This is a genomic window from Paenibacillus sp. MY03, assembly GCF_002165585.1.
Classification (GTDB): Bacteria; Bacillota; Bacilli; order Paenibacillales; family Paenibacillaceae; genus Pristimantibacillus; species Pristimantibacillus agaridevorans.
Map to the genome: position 1 here is coordinate 432,617 of NZ_MXQD01000004.1, position 21,789 is coordinate 454,405.

The window sequence follows — 21,789 nt, forward strand, 5'->3', positions numbered from 1 at the left end:
AAAGACGCCCGCTCCCGCTCCGCCGCTGGCGCGGCGAAGCGGGAGGGATGACGGCTTATTGGCCCGTTTTTGTTTTGAACGAAGCTTCAAGCTCTTCCAAAATTTTGGTTCCGCCCTGCGATTTCCACTTCTCTACGAATTCGTCGAACTTGGCGATGTCCGCGCCCATAATAATCTGGGTAAAGACAGAATCGCGCATCGTGTTCAGCTCGACAAGCTTGGCGATCTTCGTCGGCGAGTCCAGGTAGTTGGAGGCGTCCGTAATTTGATAAGGGTTGTTGATCGCCACGTCCAGCGCTTCCGACGCGCGGAGCGGCAGCGACTCCAGGTAACGCGGCCAGCCGTTAAGACCCGGCGCGAACAGGTAGCTCTGGATGCCGCGGTAGTTGCCGTCCGGATCCTGCTGGGTTTGCGGATCGACAAGATCCGTAATGGCTTTCATCTTGTCGTTCTCGAATTTGTAGTCTTTGCCTTCGATGCCCCAGACGGTCAACATTTGATTTTCCGGAGACAGCGACTCCTCGATAATGGCTAATACCTGTTTCGGATCTTTTGTTTTGACGCTAATCGCGTTCATTTGGGAGAAAGGCGCTCCCGCAGGCGCTACCGCCTTGCCGTCCGCTCCGGTGAGCGAAGAGGTCAGCGTCAAATATTTGTACGGCTGGTCGTTCTGGTCGGGCAGGCTGCCGTCGGCCGCAAGCTCGCCTTTTTTGATCAGTTCGCCCGTCTCCACCATCGTGTCGTAGCCGTTGGCCGTCGACCACCAGCCCATCCACGAGAACATTTGGCCGTTATACAGCTTTGTGCGCAGCTGCTCTTCCTTGATCGTCGCGAACTCTTTGTCGATAAGCCCTTCCTTGTACATTTGCTGCAGGAACAACAGCGCATCCTTCATTCGCGGATCGATGTCGTAGTTGCCGAACTTGCCGTTCTCTTGTGTAAAGAAACCAGGAGTAACGCCAAACGCGCCGAAAATATGGTCAAACGAGTTGTTGGCGAATTTCGGCTCGCCGATCTGGGCCGTGTAACCGCCTAGCGGAATAACCTTCGGATTCTCCGCCTTGATTTGTTTCAGCGCGTTGTAATATTCATCCAGCGTCGTCGGCGTTTGCGCTCCGATTGATTCCAGATAATCTTTGCGCATGACCAGATTCCAGCGATAACCCGCGCCCGGCCCTCCTTGGTACGGGATGCCGTATATTTTGCCGCCTACCTTCGCTTGCTCCAACACTTCGGCCGGAACCTCTCGCATAATGTTAGGCGTGTTCTGCTCGTTGATCAGATCCGTCAGGTCGACGAACGCGCCTTGCTGCGCATACTTCTGGAAGTCGTCGACGAAATCGATCCGGACCACATCCGGAAAATCTCCGCTCGACATCTTTAGATTCAGCTTTGTTTTGTACTGCTGGACATCGACCATCTCCGGCACGATGCGGATATTGAGTTTCTCTTCAACGGCTTGTTTGACAACGTCCTTGGCCGGGTCGTAAGGCTTCGAGATGTCTTGCGCCTTCAGCCATTTCAGCTCATACGGCTCGGCGGGAGCCGGCGATGCCGTGGCGACCGTTCCTTCGGTCGGGGCCGACGAGGGGGACGCCTCCGGAGCGTTGTCGGGCGTGCTGCAGCCCGCCACCAGCATGGTGCCTGCCACTACGGCGGTCAGTAATCCGCCTGGCCAAACTTTCTTTTTCTTCGACATGGTTCATAGACCTCCTCAAATGTCCTATCTTATAAAACTATATTTACCCCGCAGGGGATAAACCGGGTTGACGGCGCTTCACCCTTTGACCGAGCCGATCAGCATGCCTTGCTCAAAATAACGCTGCACGAACGGATAAATGATCAACATGGGCAAAGCGACAATGACGATGGCGGCCATCTGTATCCCGATTGTGGGCGGCGGCGCGGTTCCCGCCTGCTCAAGCAGTTCCGGAGGCAGGCTGGAGCTTGCAATAATCGAGCGAAGCACGAGCTGGACCGGCGCTTTGTCCCAATCGGTGACGTACAGCATGGCGTTAAAGAAATCGTTCCAATAAACGACCAGGTAAAGAAGTCCAACCGTGGCGATGACAGGCAGCGACAGAGGCAACACAATTTGCCATAATATTCTAAATTCCGATGCCCCGTCAATGGCCGCCGATTCCTTCAGACTTTCCGGAATGCCTTCGAAAAACGATTTCATAATAATCATGTTAAAGGCGCTGAACGCCATGACGAGAATCAGGACGTAATCGGTATTGAGCAGCCCGAGCCCTTTGATTGTAATGTAGGTCGGGATCATGCCGCCCCGGAACAACATCGTGAATACGAAATACAGAATGATGATTTTGCGTCCCGGCAGCCGTTTATCCGCCAGCGCGTAAGCCGCCGTTACGGTCAGGAACAACGCCAGCGCGACGCCTCCCGCCGTATTGCGGATCGTGTTTCCGTAGGAGGCGTAGATCATCGATCCTTTTTTCAGCAAATATTCGTAATAATCGAAGCTGATCGACGTCGGCATCAGAATCATGCCGTTCCGTTCGCTGAAAATGGAGTATGGCGTCAGGGATACGGAGATCACGTACCAGAACGGAAGGACGATGATGATCGTAACAAGCGTCAGGACGACATAGTTGGAGACGACGAAGGTCGTCTCGCCTCGCGTAAGCTTCATGCGTTCTCTTCCCTTTCCTCAAAAAATACCGGAGTCGTTGATTCGTTTGGCGATATGATTGGCGACCAGCACCAGCACAAGTCCGATCGCGCCTTTGATGACATCGGCCGCGGCCGCAAGGCTGAGGCTGAACTGCTCGATGCCGACCCGGTAAATGTACGTATCCAGAATATCCCCGACCTCGAAAACCATCGGGTTGTACAGATTGATGACCTGATCCAGTCCCGCGCTCATGACGTAGCCGACCCGCAGGATAAAAATAACGACGATCGTGCTCGCAATGCCCGGCAGCGTAATGTGTACGATTCGTTTGAACCGCGTCGCGCCGTCCATAATGGCGGCTTCGTACACTTCCGGGTTCAAGCCGGCAATTGCCGCGATATAGATGATCGCCGCCCAGCCCATCTCCTTCATCGCATCCGTAACGACCAGAATCGTCCGAAAGTAGGCGGGGTCGACGAGCAAGTAGACCGGATCGCCGCCGAAAAATTCGACTACCTTGTTGATGATGCCGGTCTCCGGCGACAAGAGCAGCGTGATGATGCCCCCGTACACGACCCACGATACGAATCTCGGCAAATAGACCGCCGTCTGCAACGTTTTTTTGAACCACGCCGAACGGATTTCGTTAAGTGCAAGCGCTAACAGGATGGGGCATATAAAACCGCTTATCATTTTGTATAAGCTGATGATCAGCGTGTTCACGAAGGCGTTCATGAACATCTCCGATTCGAACAGCATCCGGAAATAGTTCAGCCCTGCCCATGGGCTTGCAGACAATCCCTGAATCGCGTTGTAATCGACGAACGCGATGCTGATCCCGTACAGCGGCAAATAATCGAATAAAAATACCCAGACGAATGCGGGAATCAGCAGCACGTACAGCAGCTTGTATTTCCATAACCTCCTTAACCCTGTTGTCCGCCGCTCAGGCGGCGTTTCTCTCCGACCGGCAACCTTGACAGCCGCCTCTCCCATCCGGCTTTCCTCCCATCCTCTCACTGACCGCATCCCCCGAAGAAAATGCTTACATGCTTAAGCTTAGCGGCAATCGGCGCCTTGGAAAACCGGAGCGAAGGACGAAAACACGGGGGAAAAGTCCGATTTCTTTTTCCCGGCAGACACAAGCCTCCAGTACCGCGGCAAACGGCTAAGGAGGCTTGTCTGATCGGCTTCTAAGTCAACGCAAGCAGCCTGTGCAGCACCTGCGCCGCTTCGGCTCGGGTCGTTCCGTTTTTAGGCGCAAACCGGCCCTCGCCTCTACCTAGCAACAGTCCCAGCTCGGACGCCTCCTTTACAGAAGCGACAGCCCATGGAGACAGTTCCGATTCGTCGCTATAGGCGGCAGCCGCGTCGACAGATGCGGTTTCTCCGCGCAGTCCGATCGCCCTCATCGCCATAACCGCCATCTCCTCGCGGGTCACAAGACCGTTCGGATCAAAGATCGCTGCGCCTTTCCCGGCAACGATGCCCGCTTGGTATGCGATTGCCACGGGCTCAGCAAACCAGGCGTCCGCAGGCACGTCTTCGAACGGCAGCTCGCCCCGTTTCGTCAGTCCCAGCGCATTTACCAGCATCGCCGCGAATTCGGCGCGCGTCACGGTCCGCTCCGGCGCAAATGTCGAAGTTCCGGTGCCTTGGACGATTCCCTTGGCAAATAGCCCGCGGACTACGTTGTACGCCCAATGCGCGGCCGGCAGATCGTCGAACGACTTTGCTACTTCAAGCACGGCATATCTGCTGAAGCGACGCACTTCCGCCGTCCACCAGCCATTTGCATAGTCGCCTCCGACATATTCCGGCCGCCCTCTTCCAGGCAAATAATAGATGCCGGCAAGTTCGCTGCGAATCGCCGAATCAGCCTTTAAACGGATCGTGACCGGCTCCGGGAATTGAGTCAACGAAGCGGAAGCCTTTCCTTCGATGGACAGACCAAGCTCATAGATGGCGCTGCCGAGCCGGATAACCGCTCCGGTCGCACGTTCTCCAGCTGCGCGGACCTTCTGCGCTTCGGCGGCAGGCAACGGCGCAAGCGTCAGCTTAATGGTTCCGTTCGCCCGTTCCGCTTCCGGCAGCAGGGCCGTCAACTCGCGGATCACGGAGGATGGAATCACGAGCGACAGCTCCTCCAAACGTATTTCGATGGCGTTGTCGCCCACCAGTTCGCTCGTTCCGGCCGGAAGTCGGACTTCCGTTATGCCTGCAGGAGCCACGATGACGATGGTGCCGTCCGCCTTTCCTTGCAGTTTGTCGGCTGGCACGATGAGCGTGTGGTCGGTTTCCGTTGCGCTTCCGTTGCCAGTACTGCTGCTTCCGTTACCGGTGCCGCTTCCGGCAGGAGGACTTTCGTTGCCGCCGCCCGCAGGCGGATTGTCATCGTCGTCGTCGCCGCCTCCGGCAGCCGGCTCTTCGATCAGCGGCATCACCCTGATCCGATCGACGGCCAGCTTCGCTTCGGATCCGACGCTCTTCACCGAGAAGCCGACGCCTCCTTCCGCCAGCGAGTCGTCCTCGAAGGTCGCCACCCGCGTGCCGTCGATGAACACGCGGAACTCGCCGCCTTCGGCTTCAATGACGTAATCATGGGAATCCGTGAGCGCAAAACCCGGCAGAACGTCCCCGATCTGGACGATCGCGCCGACTTGCTCCGGCGTAGACGTACCGGGATATTTCCACAGCTCGGCCGCGCTCCCGTCCTTGAATTCCAGGAAATAATAGCTCGTTCCGGACGAATAGCGGAACATCGCCCGGAATCGGTTGCCCGCTCCCGTAAAGCTCATGCTGTAATCCGTCGAGGCGTAAGGGAGCAGCGACGATTTTACGACGGCTCGCTGAGGTCCCGTCAGCACCGTCGAGCCGGTCAGCTTCGCGTCGGCTCCGCTGCCCTCGATGCGCCAGTCCGCGCTTCCAAACAGCTCCCACGCCGCGATGCCGTTCTCGAAGCCGTCCTCAAACAACGGCTCGATCACAACCGTCACATCCGTCTCCGCCGTAAAGGAGCCGTCCTCTGTCGTTACCATAATAACGGCGGTTCCCGGCGCAACGCCCGTCACCGTGCCGTTGCCGCTCACTGCGGCGACGGACGGACGGCTCGAGCTCCAGACGACGTTCCGGTTTGTCGCGTCGGCCGGCTTGAACTCGGCATGCAGCCGGAACGACTTGCCCGCACCCAGCGTCAGCTCGGTCTCGCTGACCGCGACGCCGGTCACGGCTACCGTCTCGTTCGAATTGCGGCTCGTCACCGTCCAGCTGCCGAAGTTGTAGGTCAGCGACTCTTCTCCGTAGGTCGCCGCGAACAGCTCCGACCCCCTCTCCTGCTGCAGCCAAGGCGTGTCGAACAGCTTGAAGCTGTCGTAGTCGATCGGCTCGCCGTTGATCCGATGAGTGCCTGCGTAAGAGCCGGAAGCTCTGTCGAACGTAATGTCCATCTCGTTGCCGCTCAGATTGGTGTACACAAGGCGCGGACTGGCCGCATTAATCCCGTCGGCGTTTAGCTCCGTCTCGGTCAGAATCGCGTTTTTGAAGGCGTCAAGATCGCCGTATTCGCCAATCTCCGCCGTATCCAGCACCCAGCCGTTCGTATCCGCCTTGCTGCGCAGAATGTTGTAGTTATAATGCAATTGCTTCGTCGGGTGAGGCGTCATCGGCTTCACCTTGTCGGCAGGATCCGTCGGCGTCTGGTAATGCCAGGTATACGGCTTGATCATCTTGAAGGCGAAATACATCTGCTCCGTCCGGTTAAATACCCAGCCGTCCTGCTCTTCCCATTCGAGAATGGAGCCCGTGTCCGGGAACATGGCGGTCAAATAGCTATCGGCGGCTCCGGGCTCCTTAAGCGACTTGTACACGCCGAGCGCCGCTTTGGCGTCCTGCATGATGCGATGGTTCTCCGGCTGATTATAGTTGCCAATCGCCGCGTCCGGCTGGTCCGCGTTGACGCGGAAGAGCGGATTAGGCGCGTCGGATTGCCAGCGCAGCGCGACCGGGATTTCTTCAATCCAGTTGTCTTGGCGATTGTAAGTGACCTCCGTCGATAAGCCCCAGGTCGGCTTCACATAAGCCTGACGATAGGTATTGAGCAGTCGGCCGCTGGAATTTTGCATATTCGTTTTGCGCGACATGTAGTCCTTATTCTTCAGTTGTCCAAGCTCGACGGCCATCGCCGGCGGCTCGTATTCCATTCCCTCGTAAACGGCCATGCCCAAATATTCCAGGAACGGACGGTAGGAAGCGGGAACGCCTGCATCCGATTCGCCGATCTTCTGCTGGGCGCGGTGCGAGCCGAAATACATCCACGACAGCGCCGTATGGTCGGCCCCTCTCCAGGACGGATCGTTGGCCGAGACGGCGTCGCCTTTCGCGCGGTTCGAGGTCGAGATAAAAATACCGTCGATCCAGTCGTTCGCCCATTCGAACCACATGACGTCCATCGCCATCTTCACCTTCTGCTTGAAATCCGGCTCATCCGTGAACTGGTACAGGGCGTTGAGGCAGAGGTACGTCATAAACGTATACTCAGGGCTTTCGTATTCCGCCCAGCCGAAGCGGACGCCCGCATCCAGCATCTCCTCGACGTTGGCGCGGTTCGAGCTCTTGAGCGCCGCGCCCGATACGCCGTTTAAATCCTCAAGATCGGGGAAATATTGGCCGACCAGATAACCGGCTGCATAATTGCTCATCCGCAGGTTCTCCGTCTGAGGCAGCTTCGCATAGGCGTAGCTTGCGAAATAATCCCGCACATGCTCCGTCAAGGCGCTGTCGAATTTGTCGCCCACGAGCAGATACGCATACATCTTCGCAACCGTCTTGTATTGCTCCCAGTCGTACGACTGGAACATCGTGTTCAGCTTCTGCAGATTGACGGTTTCGTTCTGTCCGTCCAGCAGTTGGGCTACAATCTGCGAAATATTGAGCTGCCCGCCGACTTCCGACATCGATTTTGTTTTGTTCCACAACCATTCGCGGCGGGTCTCGAGCGTCCCCGGCTGCGGCGCGTAAGAGCTTTCTTCCGCCGGCACCGGCCCTACGCTGACGTTGTCGAACACAACGCTGCTCAGCTTGTTGTTGTCGTGGCTCGTAACCGCCAGCCCGAAGTAGGCCGTTTCGCCAAGGGCGATCCCCTCCCGCTTGACCAACGTCCAGTTCTCTCCGTCGATGGAATGATAGGAGCTGATCATGGAGCCTTCCCGCGTCAGCTTAAGCCAATAAGGCGCCGTCACGCCGGCCGCTCCGGCTTGCTGCGTCGTCGCGCCGCCCGTTTGGAGTCGGCTCTGATAACTCGTGCCGTATGATCCGGTCAGCATCATCAACGCGTTCGGCGAACCGGCTGCGATGCCGCCGCGGATCATGACGCCCGCCTTGGTCCACGCCACCGTATTCGACATGCCGGAGATGCGCGCCACGATCTGGCCATCCCCCTTCCACGGCCTGTAGACATAATGGAATGCATCCGCATTGCCCCAAATATCCGCTCCGGAGCCTCGAACCGTGAAGGTATCCGTCTCTTCGTCGTATACGGCGTCGCCCGCCAGTCTCGCGTCGCCGATGTCGCCGTTGCCAAACGGCTCCGGCAGTGCGCCCGGAGACGGCTCCGTCGTCGCCGTCGCTTCGTTGCTCGCAGGAGAGACGTTGCCTCCGCCGTCGCCGGCTTTCACGGTGAACCGGTAAGTCGTGTTGGGCGACAGTCCGGCAACCGTATGCGTCAGTGTAGAACCGCTTACGGATGCCAACAACGCGCCGTTGCGATAAATGTCGTATTTGGTTACGCCCGTATTGTCCGTCGCCGCCGTCCAGGACAGCTTGACGCTCGTATCGGTGACGTCCGTAGCGGTCAGACCGGATGGCGCGCTTGGCGCTTCGTCGTCGCCAGGGACGCCGCCCCCCGCTTCGTAGATGGCCAGATCGTCGATGACGTAAGCTTCGTCCGTTGCTCCCGTATCTACGCGAATGCTGAATGCGATCTTGAAGCTGGTAATGAGCTTCTGTCCCCCGTTCGGCACGATGCTGAACCGGTAGCTTGGGAGATCCTCGTCGTTAATCGTCTTCAGCTCGTTTGGCGTCGTATTGGTGTAAGCCGCCGTTCCCGTTATGCTCGGATAACCCGCTGGAAATCTCGGAACGCTCACGTTGTCGTACGGCGCCATCTGCAGCTGGGCGTATGTATTGCCCGGCACCGGCTTGGTGCTCGCCGCGCTGCGGAGCAGCTTGTATTCGAATACAAATTCCGTTGGCGTCGTCCCGACCGGCATTCGGAAAATGTCATTGATCCGGGACAGCAAAGCTCCGCTTGTCAGCTCGTAATAGAAATTGCTGTTTGCATTCGCGCCCAGCGACGCGTCGCGAAATTCCAGCGCGTTATTGCCGCCGATCTGCACAATCTGCTGCGAGCCGCCGGACGTGGGAATCTCAAGCGTAAACGGACTTGTCCCTCCGTCGAACCCCGTGTCCATATCCGCAGCGAGCAGATTGGTTTTCGTCTCTTGCGGTTCCGCAGCCACGGCGGGCGCGGGCGGCCATAACCCGATGGCAAGCAAAAAGGCAAGAAGCAGATGAATCCCTTTTTTTCCAGCAGCTGTTCTCATATCATTCGTAACCTCCTATTTTGAAAGCGTTTTCACTCTTGGTTAAAGCCGGCCGATTTCGGATGGATTCCGATACGGCCAGGCGAGAGCCGGCTATTCCCGATTCTGCTCGCGGTATTGATTAGGCGTAAGCCCGGTATATTTTTTGAACGAGGTAAAAAACGTCGTTTTGGATTGAAAACCCGATCGCTCCGCAATGTCGAGCACCGGCCAGTCCGTGGACACCAGCAGCTGCTTCGCCTGCTCCAGACGTTCTTGATGGATGAAGCCGGAAAGCGTGATGTGATAAGTCTCTTTGAATACCAGACGGACATAACTCCCTGACAGCATCATATAGTCCGCGATGCTTTCGAGCGTCAGCATGGGATCGTGCAAATGCTGCTTCACGTAATCGAATATTTCGGCGGCGAGCTCTTCTCTGCGCGTGGAAGACGAATGTTGAAGCGCCGCGCTGTCAATTAGAGCTTCGAGCTGCCTGTAGAGCCAATCTTTGACGTCCATCAAGGTGTCGAATTGCCGAAGCAGCTGATCCGCGCCTTGTTCCCGCTCGCCTATCGCCTTGCTGAACGCCTTGAAGACGTGGAACAACAGCAGCTTAAGCCGGAATTGGCATTCCGCGTACGTCAGCTTCTGGAGCTCTTCGAACATGAAGTCGAGCTGCTCGCGAACCGCTTCCTTCTGCGCCTTCCTCGTCGACTCGATCAATTGATGGATGGCGCCTTCGTCCAGATCCGACTGCCGCTCAGGCAAATAAGGTGCGAGATCGGCTTCCACGTAAACCTTGTCGTCCGCGTCAAAAAACCGCAGCAGCGTCAAATCGCTTATTTTTTCATACAGGGCGCGCATATTCGCCTTTATCGGGGTTCGATCGCTGATCGCCGAAGTGACATTCAGATTGAGCCACTGCCCGATCGCCGCGTCCGATTCTTTGAGCGCAAGCACCGGATCGGCGTCTTCCGCGCCTCCCCCGACCAGCAAAACGAGCTGATCGCTGCCGAGATCCACGCTCTCTGCCGCGAAGCCGTGCCGGCTCAATATTTCGCCCGCGATATTGCCCATGGCGTACAGCAGGAGTTTCCTGGAGGCGTACGAATACCGTTCCGAAAACGATTGGAACCGGTTGATCCGAATGACCGCAAGCCGAATGTCCGAAACCAGAAACGGCCTCAGCGCTTCATTTTCCTCCATTTCCTTGCTGTAGCCGCCCTGCAGCAGCCATTGCCGCAGAAGCTCGTTTTTGACCACGTCGCGATGATTGCGAATGATGTTGTTCATTTCATCCATCGTTTTTACCATATGGTCGAGTCCCGTCTTAATAACGGCGAACTCCGAATAATTGCGTTGTTCGGCCATCTGCGCATCCGGCGCAACCGTCTTCCTGATCTGTCTTGCGAGCTGGCTGAACGGCTTGAATTGGCGACGCGAGTTCCAGTAGGACAGGACGGACAATACGATCAGCAGAAACAGGCACATGCCGAATATGCGGAACTGGATCCGATCGATATTTTTGCTGATGTCCTTTACCCGCACGGTAGAATGGAGCGTCCATTCCTCGGCTTTGAACGCGTAAGAGTGAACCAAATAAATTTGATCGCCCGACTTCGTTTCATGGGTAGCCGGATCGCGTCGGATAATCTGTTCGGCGTCGATATCCGGAGAACCGCCGAGAATGACGGCTCCGGATTCGTCCACAACCATGATATTGGTGGATGCCTCGTTCAAATTTTGCAGCAAATACGTCTCAAGCAGCTCTTTGTCCAGCAAAATCACGACATAACCTTGGCTGCTGATCCCGCTTTTGTACGCCGGCGCGATCAGGGCGAGGCGGGCGTTCCCGTCCGGGCTTTCGTGATTGTAAAACCGCAGCGTAGACGGAGGCTGCTCGAGAATGCGATCCAGTACCCCCCGATCGGCAAATTTGTCGAATGTATGAATGCCGTCGCCGGAGTCGATCACCTGCCGCGTCTTCATATTGATCAAATAGGTCGTATCGATAAAGGACTGCAAGCTCAAAAATTTCGATATCGACTTCAGCGCGGAAGACGCAACCAACGGCTCGCCGCGATCCGCCATCAGCCAATGGAAAATATCCGGGTCCTGGTACATGTTGAGCGCGTACGCTCGCAGCTGATCCAACTGGTATTCCAGTCCCTGGCTGACGCTTGAGGTTTTGGCGCTCATCAGCCGATTCACGTCGCCATAAGCTTGCTCGGCATATTCCCGTCTCAGGAAAAAGGAGAAGATCAGAATAATAATCGCGAACCCGATTCCGATTTTCAAAAAATTCCGAAGGTATGTCTGTTCAGGCAACAGTCGCAATCGTAACTCCCCTTCATCTGTTCTTATTCCCGCTCCCGAAAGTCGACTACCGGCTGCTTATGGAGAAATAACCGCTAACTGCCTGCATGCCTCGTTCTATCTGTCGCCGTTAGCGGGAAGCGAGAAACGCGTCGATCTGGCTCTGCAATTCCGTCTGGATTTTTTTGGCCAGCGGCGCCGCTTCCGCCTTAAAACGGTTCCAATAATCGTCCGGATCGACAACGCCGTTAAAGATGGCCGTATAATATTTGGCTTCGATGCTGACGTATTGCGAAATTTCGTTGACGACCGGCGCGCTGTCGAACGTAAACCCGGCAAGCACGTCCATCGTAAAGTTGCCGACGTCCGCGCTCCACGCGTCGAGCCGCGACGTCTCTTCGTCCTGGGCGGCATCCTGGCGGTCCAGCGTCGGATTCCAGATCCACGCGTACGGGAACCAGGCGTAGCCGTCGCCCAGCACTTTGTATTGGTTATCGCCGACCGCTTCCCAGTTGGTGCCTTCGATGCCGTAGGCGAGCAGATCGTAATTTTCTTTTTGATTCGCCCAATCCAGGAACTGGATCGCGCGCTCCTTGTTTTTGCTGACGGCCGGCACGCTTATAAAATTGTACTGTAGCGCATTCGTCAAGATGGCGCCTTTCTCCTCGTTCATAAACGTAACCGCCTCGAATTCGGCTTCGGGATTGACGCTCTTGAGCGCTTGCTGCGTATCGGTGCCTACGCCAAATTCGTTGCTTGGAATGATCGCCACTCTTCCTTGTTTGGCAGGCTCAAGCAGTTCTTTGATGGCCAGAACGTCCTGGCTAATAATTTGATCCTGATAGAGCTTGCGCGAGTTTTCGATCCAGGACCATACAGACGGCTCCATCTCTTCGAAAAGGTTGTAAATTTTTCCGTCGTTGTTTTTCGTATACAGCACCAGCGATTCCGGCAGCACCGGACTTGGCATCACATTGTCGACGTTTTCCTTCCAATAGCGGCGGTAGGCGCCTTCCGACAACCCTTTGCTGACATCCTGACCCGACGGAAGCAGCGGCACGATGTCCGGCATGTTCTCCTTGACCGCATAAGCGAACTTGATAAGATCATCATACGTCTCGATCGGCGCAATGCCAAGCTGCTCGCGCAGATCCTTCCTCACATAGTAGACGCGGCCCTGGACGAACGTAACGCCATTAGGGATGGCCATAATTTTGTCGTCGAACTTGTTCGCGTCCCACATTTCCTGCGGCCGGTTCTTCAAAATGTTCGGGCCGTATTGCTGCAGCAGATCATCCAGCTGCGCATAGCTGCCGGCGGCGATCTGTTGGGTAATATGGAGCCACGGCGCATCGAAAATAAGATCGATCGGTTCGCCGGAAGACAACGTCACCTGCGTCTTCTGGGCGAGATCCGCAAACGGGACGAACACGACGTCCAGCTTCACGTTCAGGGAGTCCGCCATCCGTTTCTCCGCTTCCGCGATGACGGCGTCGAAGTCTCGCGGCCTGTCGCCCGGAATCATAATTTTCAGCGTGACGGGATCCAGCTTGCCTTCTTGCGTAGCCGCCGTGGAGCCGGGACTCGCGGCGGGAGCGTCCGTGCCGCCGTTCGAAGAACACGCGGCAAGCATGCCCGTCGTCAGCAGCAGGGCCAGCGTCCCCGCCATTCCTTTTCGAATATTCATTGTTACGACCTCCTGAGTGTATATTGTATATTTAACCGAGATTTCCGGCTAAATCAAGTTTGGCGTCAGCCCTTGACGGCGCCGATCGTAATGCCTTTGACAAAATACTTCTGCAAAAACGGGTAGAGCAGCACGATTGGACCGATGGTCAGACAGACTGTCGCGAGCTGGATCGAGCTGGCCGGAGCCGCCACCCGGTAGCTCGCGCCGCCGCCGACATAAGCGGACATGTTCAGATTCGAGATCAATTGCCGGATCATGAGCTGCAGCGGATGCAGCTTGTAATCGTCGATGAACAGCAGCGACAAATACCAGTCGTTCCAGAATTGAATGGCGTAGAACAACGATACCGTGGCGATAACCGGCGTGGAGACGGGGATGATGATGCTCCAGAACAGCCGCATATCGCCCGCTCCGTCGATCGTTGCCGCTTCGTTGATCTCGTAAGGCAGCGACTTGTAAAAGGCGACCAGTATAAAAGCGTAAAACGGATTCAATACATAAGGCAGGATGAGCGCCCACAGGCTGTCCTTCAGATGAAGCCAATTGGCGACCATAATATAGAAGCCGACCAGCCCGCCGCCAAGCACCATGGCGAGGTAAGTCAGAAATGCCATAATGTTGCGGTATTTCACCTTCGGATGCGCAATTACATAAGCGAACATCGACGTAATCGTCACCGCGATGACCGTGCCCGCGACGGCAACCGTCAGCGAGTTGCGGTAGCTGAGCAGCAGTTGCTTGCCTTTCAGCAGGAACGAATAGGCGTCAAGGCTCCAGGCCTCCGGCAGCATTTGATAGCCGTTCGCCAGAAAGCTGCCCTCCGTCGCAAAAGAATTCGCAAGCACGAGCCAGAAAGGCACGACGCACACGACGCCGAACAAAACAATGACCGCGTACACGACGGTTAAAAAAACGGATTCGCCCGCGCTCCTTCCAGCGGATTGACGAGTTTGCCCGGAAGGCGACAGAACGGTAGATTGCTGCGGCTGATTGCCCATAAACATCATCCTCCTAGAACAGTTTCGAATCGGGATCGATGCGCCGCGCAAGCCGGTTAAACAGCAAAATCGTCGCCAAACCCATAATGGATTGATACACCACGACGGCCGAAGACATGCCGAAGTTGCCTAATTGACGCAAAGCCCGGAACGAATACGTATCGATAACGTCGGTCGTCGGATACAAGATCGAGTTGTCGCCGATAATGCCGTAGATCATGCCGAAGTCACCAAAGAAAATTCGGCCGACGCCGAGCAGCGTCAACACGACGATGACGGAGCGGATCGACGGAATCGTAATGTAAACGATCTGCTGCAGCCGTGTCGCTCCGTCGATTCGCGCCGATTCGTAATAGTCATTCGGAATGCCGACAATGGCGGCCATAAAAATAATCGAATAATAACCGGAAAACTTCCAGACGTAGACGACAGTCAGAATGAACGGCCATAACTTCGCGTTCTGATACCAGTTCACCCCTTCCAAACCCAATCGGCCGAGCCAATCGTTAAGCAGCCCGTCCGAGCTCATAAACGCAAGCATCATCAAGCTGACGACCAGCCACGAAATAAAGTAAGGAAGAAAGATGAGCGACTGGCTAAGCTTTCGCAGCAGGACCGAACCTGCCTCGTTTATAAAGATTGCCAGCAGCAGCGCCGCCCCGATGCCGAACACCAGAAACAACGCGTTCAAATAAACAGTGTTGAAGGTAACTCGCAGCCAATCCTGTCCTCCGAAAAAAAACTCGAAATTGGCAAGTCCGCTCCAATCGCTACCCCAAATTCCCTTGACAGGCTGAAAACGCTGAAACGCTATCAGATGCCCGACCATGGGGATGTAGGAGAACAATGCCAAAAAAACGATACCCGGAATAGCCAACGCGTAAAGCTGGCGATTTTTCGTTAGTTCCCTGATGAATCCCATCCGTATTCTGCTCCTTCCTCATGTCCAGTGACGTTTCACGGGCTGATTCCTACGATAGGCCAGCAAAGCCGTCTCTGAACAGTCCGAAATGTGCTAATCGCCTGTTAGAAGCGCAAATAGAACTCGAATCGGATTCCGAACCTGCCAGCGAGCCCACTCTCCGGTCGGATTATCGCCGTAGCGCGAGTCCGACCACTTTAAGTCCGTTGCCCGCAAAAAAACAGACCTGGCCGGCGAGCCGCGGTTCCGTATGGAACTGGCGGGGTTGCGGGCCAAGTCTGTGAATGGTTGTTCGAGCTTTTTTTGTTCGTTAATCCTCCTCCGCCTCAAGCAGGAGCTTTCTCCGCAAGCGCGCCGGACGGATCGCAAGAACATAGATCAGCATCGCTGCGGCAATGGAGATCGGCGCAACGTAATAACCGCCGAGAAGCAGCGGCAACGACGCGGGCAACCACAGGATGGAGAGTCCCGTCAGCAATGCTGCCCTATCCAATCTGGCGAATTGCTCTCGCTGGCCATCCAAAGGGAGCGGATAAATGTTTTTCCAAACCGTGTAACGGTTCACATAACGCAGACCTCCAAGCTGGAGCGTCATAACGAATGCGAAGATGGCATAGGAGATCGCAGCTCCCCATCCTTCGAGGGTCGCGGCGTCTGCAGCCCAATAGGATACCAGTCCGCCAAGCAGCAATAGACGGATCAGGATGCCTCCGATCTCCGTGCGTATAAGCGATGCCGCGTACAGATACACATATGCATGGTTCTGCCCGTAGCGGATTCGCGGCAAAAGCCAGGACAGATAAGGCCTGCGGGCGATGCTAGCCGAGACGACAGGCACATCGATAAACATGCCGAAGGCCGAATAATACCGCTTCCGCGTCCTTTCTTCCTCCCGGATGAGCCGCTCCCAAGGGAACCGCTGATTGCGCGGCAGACGATATGCGGCAGCGAGCAGCGCCATGCAAATAAACATAAACAAGGCAGCCTGCCATTCCGGATAGAGGAGCCAGGCGCAGGTGACGCCTGCCGTCAGCAGCCAACGGCCAATCCGAAAGAAAATCCGGGCAGCCCCCCATGACATTCGCCGCTCGCGCCAAGCCCCGTAATGTCCGGCTCCTTTCAAGAGCAGCAGAGCCACGGCCAACAGCCAGACATCGTTCTCGCCGCCTCCGCGCTGGTAGACCGGCACATAAAGCAAAAACACGGCCGCGGCCAGAATACTGCTCCAGATGACCGAATAGCGCAATGATCGATTTAGATATACATTCATCTCATGCTCTCTCGGCATCAAATAAACAACATCCGCCGGGGCAAGCCAAGTACGAAGAGGACTCCAGCAGAGTACGGGCGTCAGGAAGACGACGCCAACTTCTATTAAGGGGAAGTCTGGCGGGACGTCCCGAATCAGACCAAAATATCCGATGGCGGAAGCAATGAACAATAATGATAGGAAAGCGGGAAAACCGCTCTGCGCCATATAACGCAAATAAGGAAAAATCTCCTTGCGGAATGCGCGGGCACGTTCGCTCCAAGTCACCGCAAGCCGGGCTCCAGCCTCCGCCATCAGCTCTCCCCTCCTGCAACGAGCCGGTAGAACGCATCCTCCAGCGACCCCGTCCCTTCTTGAAAGCCCGCAGCGGACCGAATATTCTCCAGCTTGCCTTGTGCGGCGATACGTCCCTGATGCATGACGATAAAGGAATCGCAATAGGCTTCCACCGTGGACAGAATATGCGAGCTCATCAAAATGGCAGCCCCGCTGCGCTTTACCTCAACCAGTCTGTCTAGCAGCGAACGAATGCCAAGCGGGTCCAATCCCAAAAAGGGTTCGTCGATAATATACAAAGGCGGCGAAGCCAGCAGCGCGCTCATGATCATCACCTTCTGCCGCATTCCCTTGGAGAGATGAGCGGCGAATGCACGGCGCTTCGGCACCATCTGGAACTCGATAAGCAGCTCCTCGGCGCGTGTCTCATAGTCTTGTCCGGGTACGCCGTAAGCCATCCCGGCGAGTCGGAGATGTTCCTCCACCGTCAGTTCGTCGAACAGCACCGGGGATTCCGGCACGTATGCGAACGCCGATCGATATTTCTCGGGATGCTGCGCCAGCCTCACACCCGCCACCTCCACCTCGCCCTGCTGCGGGGTGAGCAGCCCCAGAATATGTTTGATCGTCGTGCTTTTGCCCGCACCGTTGAGACCGATCAGCCCCACCATCTCGCCCGGTCTGATGCTGAATTCAATTTCATGCAGCACTGGCCTCTTTGGACTATATCCGCCGGTCAAGCCGCTTACTTGCAGCACTTTGTCCATTTTGTTCATAACATCCAGCATCCTCTCCACGGTTTTCCTTAATTACCCTGCATGTTTACTATCTATCAGCATACCGAAGTTGGAGGCAAATTTCAAAAATAGAAAAGAGGCTGCCCGATTGGACAGCCTCAGCTTATGACCGGCGTATTGCCGGACAATGATTGCATTATTATTTGATCGTTATCGTTTTGACGGTGCCGTTTTCGCCCTTGACTTCGACCAGTTGGCCGATCTTCAGCTTGGTGGCGTCGCCTACGACGGATACGTTGGCATCCACGTTATAGATGAGCGTAGTCGTCGAATTGTTGGACTCCGTGCGAGTAACCGTAATCGTAGCCAGCTTCGCCTGAGCGTTGAAATTCAGCGTGTTGATGACGCCAAGCTCCGTAAACGCCGTAGTTACCGGCGCCTTCTCTGTAACTTCGATAAACACGACCTTGTTCTGGTAAGTACGGATGAACAGCTTGTCACCGGCTTTCAGATCGGCGATCGTCGCTTTTTTGTCATCGCGGAAGATAAAGACCGTAGGATCAACGGCAAGCGCCAATTCGGTATTATCGGATTGAACGATCGTCAGAGCACCATTGGCTGCAGTCTTCAGCGTACCTTGAATGGCGCGTGCGTCGTGATCCGGCATCTCGTTGTCTGTACGATCGAGCAGCGCCGCCAGCTCGGCGCGCGTTACTGGCTGGTTCGGACGGAACGTCTTATTGCCATGTTTGTCCTCATAACCCGTAATGATGCCCTTCTGCAAGGCAAGCGCTACATAGCCGACAGAGCCTGCCGGAATTTCCTTCGCGTCTTTGAAGTCCAGCTTCGTGTTGTTCAGAGCTTTTGCTTCTTCCTCCAGCTTAAGCGATTTGATCAACAAGATCGTCGACCATAACCGTGTAGCGTTTTGCTCCGGTTTAATCTCTGTCTCCGTTTCGGCGAACAAATCATTTTCCAGTGCTACGGATACGTAACCGACTGCCCAAGGATATTTTTTCTTCAGCTTGTCTGCATCCTTGAAGTTCAGCTCCGTACCCATTTCCTCTGCGGATTCCGCTTGTGCGCGCAGCCCCATCAGCCTGACGGCAGCCGTCAGCGTCTCAATGCGGGAGATATGCTGCTTCGGCTTGAACGTGCCATCCTCGTAACCCGTGAACACGCCTTTCGCCGCGAGACGCATAATGTATTCAAGCGCCCACTCCAGTTGGTCTTCATCCTCGAAGTTCCACTTGACCTTATATTTGTTGTCGTTGTCGCCCCAACCTTTGTTTTTGTCCCACTTGTCATCGTCGTCTCTGTCATCGTCCTTGTCGTTTTTGTTCTTCTTATCGTGCTGATCCCAGTTTTTACCTTTACCATTCTTGCCATTATCGTAATCGTTCGAGTGCGCGAATGCGGACGTCGCGCCGCTTGCCAGCATCAGTACCGCAGTCGCGGTAACCGCCGTCTTTTTCCATAAAGTCTTTTTCGTCATAATAGCCACTCTCCTTTAAACGTTAGCGGGACATGCCGCTTTATACCTTCGCCCATACCTTTCGCATGGGGAAGTCCGTTTAAGGGGGGTGGCTATTAAAATAATTTTATGTCGGGTACGCTTGGCAACCTGCTTTGTGATCAAAAGCGGTCTTTTGGGACAATCTCCTTATGCAATTTCAACCCGCTGTTCACTGCCTATTCGCACCTGAGATTCGCATCCGTTTGATTAGACGACTCCGGTCCATCGGCGTTTTTAACGCCTATAGCTGCTCGTTCGCCTACTTTATAGGTATGGATACAGCACCAGCTCGGCTCAATGAAACAAACTTTTATGCTTCATTCGACGATTCAGCACCAGTTCGGCTCATTGAAGCATACTTTTATGCTTCATTTTGCTTGCCCTGTCGAAAGCAAAATAGAGGCGGGAGCCCCGCCTCTAATATTTCAGAACATTTATGTGATTGTTCCCAAACTGGTAAAATCACGCACTCTTTTTATTGCTTTTTCGCCGAATCCCGTTTCTCTTTTAACCATTTCGGAGCACCTTTATTTTTGCCCTCGCGTTTCTTCTGCTCCTTGGCTTGAGCCTTCGTGACAGGCTTGGCAGCGGGCATCTCAGCCGGATTCGTCGCAGATTTTTCTGCTTTTTTTCCGGGGGATTGAGTCCTGCTTGGTGCCGGCTTGGAACTCGTCCGCGAACTTGCGGCCTCGCGGCTTGAACCTCCAGGCCGATCGGACCGCCCGCCCGTTTCGGACCGTCCCGATTGTTTACCTGCGGCAGCCGAGATTGCCGCACGACTGACGTTGACGTTGCCCCGCTCTCCCGCCTGCTCGGCCGGCTCGCTTCCCGCGCTGTCTTGCTTGCTCCCGTTCCGGAGCGATCTTGGTCGAGTCGCTTCACGGAGCTGCTCATCAGACAGCAGCTTGCCCCTGTACATCGATCGCTCCGAGAGATCGATCCCCAGCGACTTGCGGAACTTCTCCATGATGAACAACTCCTGCGGCGTCACGATCGTAATGACCGTCCCCCGCCTGCCCATTCTTCCCGTACGTCCTGCGCGATGCACATAATGATCCGCATCCACGGCGGGATCCAGTTGCAGCACAAGCGGAAGTCCCTCGATGTCGAGACCCCTCGCGGCGACATCCGTTGCAAGCAGCAACTGGCATGTCCCTTCCCGGAACCTGGCCAGCGTTGCCGCGCGGCGCTGCTTGTCGGAGTCGCCATACAATGTTTCTACGGCGAAACCCTCGTATTTCAGCTTGGATTCCCAGTTCCCGATCTCATTCGTATCATTTAGGAACAGCAGCGCGGAAGCTGGATTTAGCAGCCGGATAAGACGCCGCGTTGTGTCTGTTTTATCTCGACGGTCGCTCACGACGTACAAGTTCTCGATTGTCGACGATACGCGATGCTCCATGGCGAGCTGGAAGCGGACAGGCTCCTTCATCCAGCGCCCCTCGTATCTGGCCATCTCTTCGGGATACGTAGCAGAGAAAAATGCAATCTGACGATTCTTGCCCATGGCAAACAGCACCGTTTCCAGATCCTTCTCGGAGCCCAGCTGAAAGGATTGATCCGCTTCGTCAACGACGGCGAGACGGATCTCGTTCAGCTTCAGCTTCTTGTTCTTCAGCAGCTCGTGAATACGTCCCGGCGTTCCGATGACAAGCTGGGGACGCAACTTAAGCTTCTCCACCTGGCGCTTCATCGCGGCTCCTCCAATAAGCTGTTGAACGCGAATGCCAAGCGGCTCAGCATATACTTCCGCTACGCGGACGATCTGCATCGCCAGTTCCTGAGTCGGCGAGATGACGATGCCTTGAATATGGCCCAGTTCCGCATCGATTCGCTGCAGCATCGGAAGCAGGAACGCCAGCGTCTTGCCCGTTCCCGTCTGCGAGCGGGCAGATACATCCCTCCCCTGAAGCAGGGCCGGAATCGTATCCGCCTGCACGTCAGTAGGCGCCGCCATTCCGCGTTCCGCCAACAGCTTTGTCAGCTTTTCGTTTAAGCCAAGTTCTACCCATGTTTTGCCGTTTTCCATTTCTTGTTAGCCCCTCTTGTAGCTTCCTTTATTTTCGATTAAGCAGTCCGCCGAACAGCCGATCCGCGACCCGCGGCATTAATCCATACAGTTTGATTCCAACCGAAGCGGCATGCGGCAGGTCCAGCTCCGCCTTCCGTCTCTCCATGACACGGACGATTGCCTTGGCCACATAAGCCGGCTTCATCATGAACCAGCCAATATTTTTAGTATAGGAGCCGGATGGATCAGCAATAGCAAAAAATTCCGTGTCGATAGGTCCCGGATTCACGGCCGACACGACAATCCCTTCGCTACGCAGCTCCATCCGCAGCGAATTTGTAAAACCAAGCAAGGCATGTTTCGTCGCGGTGTAGCTCGTCGACTTCGCCGATCCGATCTTGCCCGCCATGGAAGCGATATTAACGATATGTCCTCCGCCCTGCTTGCGCATGTGAGGAAGCACGGCTTTTGTGCAGCGAACAACGCCCATATAATTCGTATCCATCATCGATTCGAAGCTCTCCACGGACATATCCTCGAATCTCTCGAATTGACCATAGCCGGCGTTGTTCAGCAGAATATCAATTCTACCGTATTGGCGGATGACTTTCTCTACTACATCCTCCACTTGCTTCATATCGGTCACATCCATGACAAAGTAGGAGCTCTGGCCTCCGATTGTCCCAGCCGTCCTGGCCAACCTGGCTTCATTACGCCCTGTCAGTACAGGAATGCCACCTCTGCGTGCGATTAAGCCGGCAGTAAGGGCCCCGATACCGCTGGATGCTCCCGATATAAGAACGATTTTCCCCTTCAGCATCTCACATCACCACTCCG

The 21,789-nt window shown here is 55.5% G+C and carries 13 protein-coding genes; all 13 read right to left on the reverse strand.

Annotated features, from left to right (window positions below; genetic code table 11):
• Window positions 1-55 precede the first annotated feature (55 nt).
• A complete protein-coding gene (locus B1748_RS04420; protein WP_087566644.1) occupies window positions 56-1,699 on the reverse strand; it encodes an extracellular solute-binding protein in 1,644 nt (547 codons plus the stop codon).
• Window positions 1,700-1,777: 78 nt separating this feature from the next.
• Entirely contained in the window at window positions 1,778-2,653 is an 876-nt protein-coding gene (locus tag B1748_RS04425; protein WP_087566645.1) for a carbohydrate ABC transporter permease, read from the reverse strand.
• An 18-nt stretch (window positions 2,654-2,671) separates the two neighbouring features.
• The gene (locus B1748_RS04430) at window positions 2,672-3,655 is read right to left on the reverse strand and encodes an ABC transporter permease (RefSeq protein WP_256975521.1); all 984 of its coding nucleotides are present in this window, start codon (window positions 3,653-3,655) and stop codon (window positions 2,672-2,674) included.
• Window positions 3,656-3,828: 173 nt separating this feature from the next.
• Window positions 3,829-9,234 carry an S-layer homology domain-containing protein gene (locus tag B1748_RS04435; RefSeq protein ID WP_087566647.1) on the reverse strand — a complete coding sequence of 1,802 codons (5,406 nt, stop codon included), beginning with the start codon at window positions 9,232-9,234 and terminating at the stop codon, window positions 3,829-3,831.
• A gap of 93 nt (window positions 9,235-9,327) precedes the next feature.
• Window positions 9,328-11,553: an AraC family transcriptional regulator gene (locus B1748_RS04440; RefSeq protein WP_087566648.1), complete on the reverse strand. Its 2,226-nt coding sequence runs from the start codon at window positions 11,551-11,553 to the stop codon at window positions 9,328-9,330.
• A 109-nt stretch (window positions 11,554-11,662) separates the two neighbouring features.
• Complete coding sequence (locus tag B1748_RS04445) at window positions 11,663-13,219, reverse strand: extracellular solute-binding protein (RefSeq protein WP_087566649.1); 1,557 nt, start codon at window positions 13,217-13,219, stop codon at window positions 11,663-11,665.
• 65 nt (window positions 13,220-13,284) lie between these two features.
• Window positions 13,285-14,220, reverse strand: a complete 936-nt coding sequence (locus B1748_RS04450) for a carbohydrate ABC transporter permease (RefSeq protein WP_087566650.1) — start codon at window positions 14,218-14,220, stop codon at window positions 13,285-13,287.
• Window positions 14,221-14,233: 13 nt separating this feature from the next.
• Window positions 14,234-15,142: an ABC transporter permease gene (locus B1748_RS04455; protein WP_087566651.1), complete on the reverse strand. Its 909-nt coding sequence runs from the start codon at window positions 15,140-15,142 to the stop codon at window positions 14,234-14,236.
• Window positions 15,143-15,452: 310 nt separating this feature from the next.
• A complete protein-coding gene (locus B1748_RS04460; RefSeq protein WP_087566652.1) occupies window positions 15,453-16,706 on the reverse strand; it encodes an ABC transporter permease in 1,254 nt (417 codons plus the stop codon).
• Window positions 16,706-17,455, reverse strand: a complete 750-nt coding sequence (locus B1748_RS04465) for an ABC transporter ATP-binding protein (RefSeq protein WP_087566915.1) — start codon at window positions 17,453-17,455, stop codon at window positions 16,706-16,708. Before B1748_RS04465 ends, B1748_RS04460 begins: the two co-directional genes overlap by 1 nt.
• A 169-nt stretch (window positions 17,456-17,624) precedes the next feature.
• On the reverse strand, window positions 17,625-18,920 hold the full coding sequence (locus B1748_RS04470) for an S-layer homology domain-containing protein (RefSeq protein ID WP_087566653.1): 1,296 nt from the start codon (window positions 18,918-18,920) through the stop codon (window positions 17,625-17,627).
• Window positions 18,921-19,416: 496 nt separating this feature from the next.
• On the reverse strand, window positions 19,417-20,970 hold the full coding sequence (locus B1748_RS04475) for a DEAD/DEAH box helicase (RefSeq protein WP_087566654.1): 1,554 nt from the start codon (window positions 20,968-20,970) through the stop codon (window positions 19,417-19,419).
• Window positions 20,971-20,998: 28 nt separating this feature from the next.
• Window positions 20,999-21,772, reverse strand: a complete 774-nt coding sequence (locus B1748_RS04480) for an SDR family NAD(P)-dependent oxidoreductase (RefSeq protein WP_087566655.1) — start codon at window positions 21,770-21,772, stop codon at window positions 20,999-21,001.
• Between the last annotated feature and the right edge of the window lie 17 nt (window positions 21,773-21,789).